Below are 4,980 nucleotides of genomic sequence, written 5' to 3'. Positions count from 1 at the left end.
CTGTTGCCGATAATCGAGAAATGTTGCCAAATCGTTGCCATTCAGCTCAACCGCACCTTGAAAAGCACGGTATTACGCCATTTCAGCAATTGCTTGCATTATTCCCACTCAATAGTAGCCGGGGGCTTGGTGGTTACATCGTACACGATACGGTTAATGTTCTTGACCTCGTTGACGATCCGGGCGGAAATGACCTCCAGAACCTCATAGGGAATCCGGGCAAAGTCCGCAGTCATAAAGTCCGTGGTGGTAACGCCCCGAAGCGCCAGGGTGTAATCATAGGTTCTGCCGTCGCCCATAACGCCCACGGAACGGCAATTGGTCAGCACTGCAAAATACTGGCTGATTTGCTTGTCCAGCCCGGCCTTTGCAATTTCCTCCCGATAGATCCAGTCCGCATCCCGCAGGGTGTCCGCCTTTTCCTTGGTGACTGCCCCGATGATCCGGATGGCAAGACCGGGCCCCGGGAAGGGCTGCCGCATCACCAGATATTCCGGCAAGCCAAGCTCCCTGCCCAGCTGCCGCACCTCGTCCTTGAACAGTAGGCTCAAAGGCTCCAGTACGTCCTGGAATCTTGCAACCACTTCAGCAGGCAGCAGCTTGTTGTGGTGGCTCTTGATCACGTCTGCATCCCCCTGACCGGACTCAATTACGTCCGGGTAGATGGTGCCCTGCGCCAGGAAGTCCTGCTTGGTGATGCCGAAGCGTTCCGCCTCGTCCCGGAACACATAACCGAATTCCGCACCGATGATGTGTCGCTTTTCCTGGGGATCTTCCACCCCTGCCAGCTTGCTGAGGAATCGCTCCTCCGCATTGACCCGGACAAAGTTTACGTCCCACTTTGCAAATGCGGCCTCTACTTCATCCCCTTCGTTTTTGCGCATCAGACCGTGATCCACAAATACGCAGGTCAGCCGCTCCCCGATGGCTTCCGCCAGCAGGGCAGCCAGTACGGAGGAATCCACGCCGCCGGACAGTGCCAGCAGCACCCGGCCATCCGACCCGATCTGGTTCCGGAGAGACTGTACAGTTGCCTTGCAGAAATTGCCCATGGTCCAGTCTCCGGTGCAGCCGCAGACCTTTTTCAGGAAGTTGTCGATCATGCGGACGCCGAACTGGGTGTGGTTGACCTCCGGATGGAACTGTACCGCATACAGCTTCTGCTCCTTGTTTTCCATGGCTGCAACCGGGCAGTGCTGGGTGTGGGCGGTGGCACGGAAGCCTGCTGGCAGCTCGGAAATATAATCCGTATGGCTCATCCAGGAGATGGCTTGTTCCGGCATGTCCTGGATGTCCGCAAACAGCAGGCAGGACGGATCGTAGGTGGTTTCCGTCTTGCCGTATTCAGAGGTGATGCAGGTAGCCACCTTGCCCCCCAGGGTATACGCCATCAGCTGACAGCCGTAGCAGATTCCCAGGATCGGGATACCCAGCTGAAAAATCTCCGGGCTGATCCGGGGGGAGGCGTCGTCATACACGCTGTTGGGGCCGCCGGTGAAAATGATGCCCACCGGGTTCAGTGCCCGCAGCTCCTCAATGGGGGTCTTATAGCTTTTCACTTCGCAGTATACGCCGCATTCACGGACTCTGCGGGCGATCAGCTGGTTGTACTGACCGCCAAAATCTAGCACGATGCAAAGCTGGTGTGTCATAGCATACTCCAATGCCCGGCTGTAGGACAGCCGGTTTCCGTTTTTTCGGCAGACGGAATCGCCGGGATGGGGAACGAAGCATCCGCCGCACAGACTTGTGCGGTGCTGCATACATTTCTTTTATTATGCCATTTTTCCGCAAAAAAAGCAAGTGGGGCAGGGGAAAACAGCTTAAAAAGCCGAATGGAATGCGGCTTTTTGGCAGTTTGCATAAAAACCGGTTGGGTTATGCCCGCTTCTCCGGTACATGCGGTGCAGCTTCTATCCGGGACAGGCGACGGATGATTTCCCCTGCGATCATCAAGCCTGCACAGCCGGGCACGAATGCCATGCTGCCGATGGTTTTGCGGTGCTCCTGCGGCTCCTCGGATTCCTCCAGGTGGGGTGCCGGCGGCTCTGTGGAATACAGCACCGGCAGATGGTGGATGCCCCGCTTCCGCAGGGAAATGCGCATCACCTTGGCAAGGGGACACTGACTGGTTTTGGAGATGTCCGTCAGCACCAGCCTGGAGGGATCCAGCTTGTTGCCGGTGCCCATGCAGGAAATGATGGGGATTCCGGCGGCAGTGGCTTTTTCGATCAGAGTCAGCTTGGAGGTCACCGAGTCGATGGCATCCGCAATGAAGTCAAAGCCCTGCAAATTCACTTCACTGCCGGTGTAGTAGCAGGGGTGCACCGTTACCTGCGCCTCCGGGTTGATGTCCAGGATCCGTTGGCGTGCCACCTCCACCTTCTGCATGCCCAGGGTGGAGTGAAGTGCCACCAGCTGTCGGTTCAGGTTGGTGATGCTCACCGTATCGTGATCCACCAGAGTCAGGTGCCCCACGCCGCTGCGTGCCAGAGCCTCCACCACATAGGAGCCTACGCCCCCGATGCCGAATACACAGACGGATGCCTGCCGGAGTCGCTCCACTCCTTCCTTGCCAAGCAGCAGCTCTGTCCGGGAAAATGCATGCATCATGAAAGGGCTCCTATTCTGCATCGTAGAATACGCGGTATTTTTTCTCGTTGTGGGCATGGACGCTGAGCACCAGTCCCAGTGCCAGGTACATGCTTAACATAGCTGTGCCTCCGGCGCTGAAGAAGGGCAGGGGAATGCCGATAACGGGCATCACCTTGAGCACCATGCCGATGTTCATAAAGCAGTGGGCAAAGAGCATGGCGAATACCCCCAGGCAGATCAGTTTGCCCAGGGTATCCTTGGCGGAGCGGCTGTCGGCGAATATTTTCAGACAGATGTAGGCGAGCACCGCCACCACAGCCACCGTTCCTACAAAGCCGAACACCTGCCCGATCCAGGCGAAGATGAAGTCGTTGTGCAGCTCTGGTACGGTGACATATTCCTGTGCCCCGAACAGCCCCTTGCCGAATACCTGACCGGAGCCCAGGGACGCCAGCCCCAGATCCTGCTGATACTCCAGACCCAAAGGATCCGTGCCCGGATGCAGCAGCACCAGGATCCGGTTCTTGTGGACGGATTTCAGCACGAATTTCCACAGTACCACCCCGGCGCCGCCTGCCAGGGCAAAGGCGGCAAGAATATACCGGAGCTTCAGACCCATGGAAAACAGCATCACGGCAAACATGGCGATGAATACCACGGCAGTGCCGTAATCTCCTTGCAAAAAGATCAGCAGGGTGGGAATGCCGCCGTGGATGCACAGCAGCAGCAAATGCAGAGGCTTGTTGATGTTCTCCTCGTCCCGGGACAGGTGATAGGAAAAGCTGAGGATGAACGCCAGCTTGAGAAACTCGGAGGGTTGAATGGTGGTAAAGCCCAGGTTCAGCCATGCCACGTCATCCGCACCCTCCCGGCGCACGCCCAGGGAGGTGAAGGTAAGCCCCACCAGCACCAGTGCCAAGGGCATGTAGAGGAACCACAGCTTGGCGATCTTGTGATAATCCAGAGCGGTGAGGGTCAGGCAGCCGACAGAGCCGATGAGCATGGCTGCCAGCTGGGTCTGGTAATAGCTTGCGCCTACGGAACTGACCACATGATTGTAATAAATGGAGTAGATCAGCACCACGCTGAGAGACGCACAAAGAGTAACGGCAATGAACAGGGGCTTGTCCAGCTTGTGCGTGAACTGAGACAGCCGTTGGAGGGCACGTTTCATGGAATTCCTTTCCTTGGTATCTGTGTAGTTATGTATGGGTTTTGTACTTCCGATCCAGGCTCCGGTATTGAACCGCTTCGGTCACATGCCGCAGATCCAGGGTTTCCACTCCGTCCAGATCTGCAATGGTGCGGGCAACCTTCAGCAGCCGGTCGTATGCCCGGGCGGACAGACCCATCCGCTCAAACACATCCTTCAGCCGCTGCTGCGCCCGGTCGGTCATGGGACAGTAGGTGCGGAGCAGATCCGGAGTGATCTGGGCGTTGCAGGTGATGGCGGTGTCCGTAAAGCGCTGCTGCTGGATCTTTCGTGCTGCCTGTACCCGTTCCCGGATGTCAGCGGAGGATTCCTCCTTGCCGGTACCGGTAAGATCCTCAAAGCAAACCGGTGCTACGTCCACATGCAGATCAAAGCGATCCAGCAGGGGACCGGATACCTTGGACAAATATTGCTGTACCTGGTTCTGGGAGCAGGTGCATTTGCGCTGAGGATGCCCGTAATAACCGCAGGGACAGGGGTTCATGGCAGCGATGAGCATAATGGAGCAGGGGTAGGTGATGGTGCCGGACGCCCGGGAAATGGTTACGGTGTGATCCTCCAGGGGCTGCCGCAGGATCTCCAGGGTGCGCCGGTCAAATTCCGCCAGCTCATCCAGGAACAGCAGTCCGTTGTGTGCCAGGGAGATCTCTCCCGGATGGGGAATGCTGCCGCCCCCTGCCAGCCCTGCCGCAGAAATGGTGTGGTGAGGAGAGCGGAAGGGTCGTACCGTTACCAGAGGCTGTCTGGGGTTCAGAAGCCCTGCCACCGAGTGGATGTTGGTGGTCTGGATGGATTCCCCGAAGGTCATTTCCGGCAGGATCCCGGGCATACGCTTTGCCAGCATGCTTTTGCCGCTGCCCGGAGTGCCGATGAGCAGGGTGTTGTGTCCCCCTGCCGCTGCGATCTCCAGGGCACGCTTTGCAAAGTTCTGCCCCCGCACGTCGGAGAAATCCGGCACCGGTTCTGCCTCCACGGCGGTGGGTACATAGGCAGGCTGAGGGGTCAGAGCATGCTCCCCGTCAAAGTGATCCAGTAGCTGGGACACATTCTCCACCCCGTATACGGCGATGCCGGATGCCACAGAGGCTTCATAGGCATTGTCAGCCGGCAGGAAAATCTGCCGGATGCCCTGTTCCCGTGCCAGCAGCACCATGGGCAGCACACCGCTTACC

General features: G+C 57.9%; 4 protein-coding genes. All 4 read right to left on the bottom strand.

Annotated elements, in window-relative coordinates:
* Positions 1–98: 98 nt before the first annotated feature.
* Complete coding sequence (gene guaA / locus QVO51_RS01280; protein WP_022356910.1) at positions 99–1,652, bottom strand: glutamine-hydrolyzing GMP synthase; 1,554 nt, start codon at positions 1,650–1,652, stop codon at positions 99–101.
* Between the two features lie 226 nt (positions 1,653–1,878).
* The gene (locus QVO51_RS01275; protein WP_022356909.1) at positions 1,879–2,613 is read right to left on the bottom strand and encodes a tRNA threonylcarbamoyladenosine dehydratase; all 735 of its coding nucleotides are present in this window, start codon (positions 2,611–2,613) and stop codon (positions 1,879–1,881) included.
* 10 nt (positions 2,614–2,623) lie between these two features.
* On the bottom strand, positions 2,624–3,769 hold the full coding sequence (locus tag QVO51_RS01270) for an FtsW/RodA/SpoVE family cell cycle protein (RefSeq protein ID WP_015558251.1): 1,146 nt from the start codon (positions 3,767–3,769) through the stop codon (positions 2,624–2,626).
* A 28-nt stretch (positions 3,770–3,797) separates the two neighbouring features.
* A partial coding sequence (locus tag QVO51_RS01265) for a YifB family Mg chelatase-like AAA ATPase (protein WP_288167709.1) occupies positions 3,798–4,980 on the bottom strand: 1,183 nt, incomplete at its 5' end.

The sequence above is a fragment of the Ruminococcus sp. CAG:379 genome (assembly GCF_000434255.1).
Classification (GTDB): Bacteria; Bacillota; Clostridia; order Oscillospirales; family Ruminococcaceae; genus Ruminococcus_F; species Ruminococcus_F champanellensis.
Note: the sequence above shows the minus strand (reverse complement) of the source record. Positions and strands in the feature narration are given on the sequence as shown.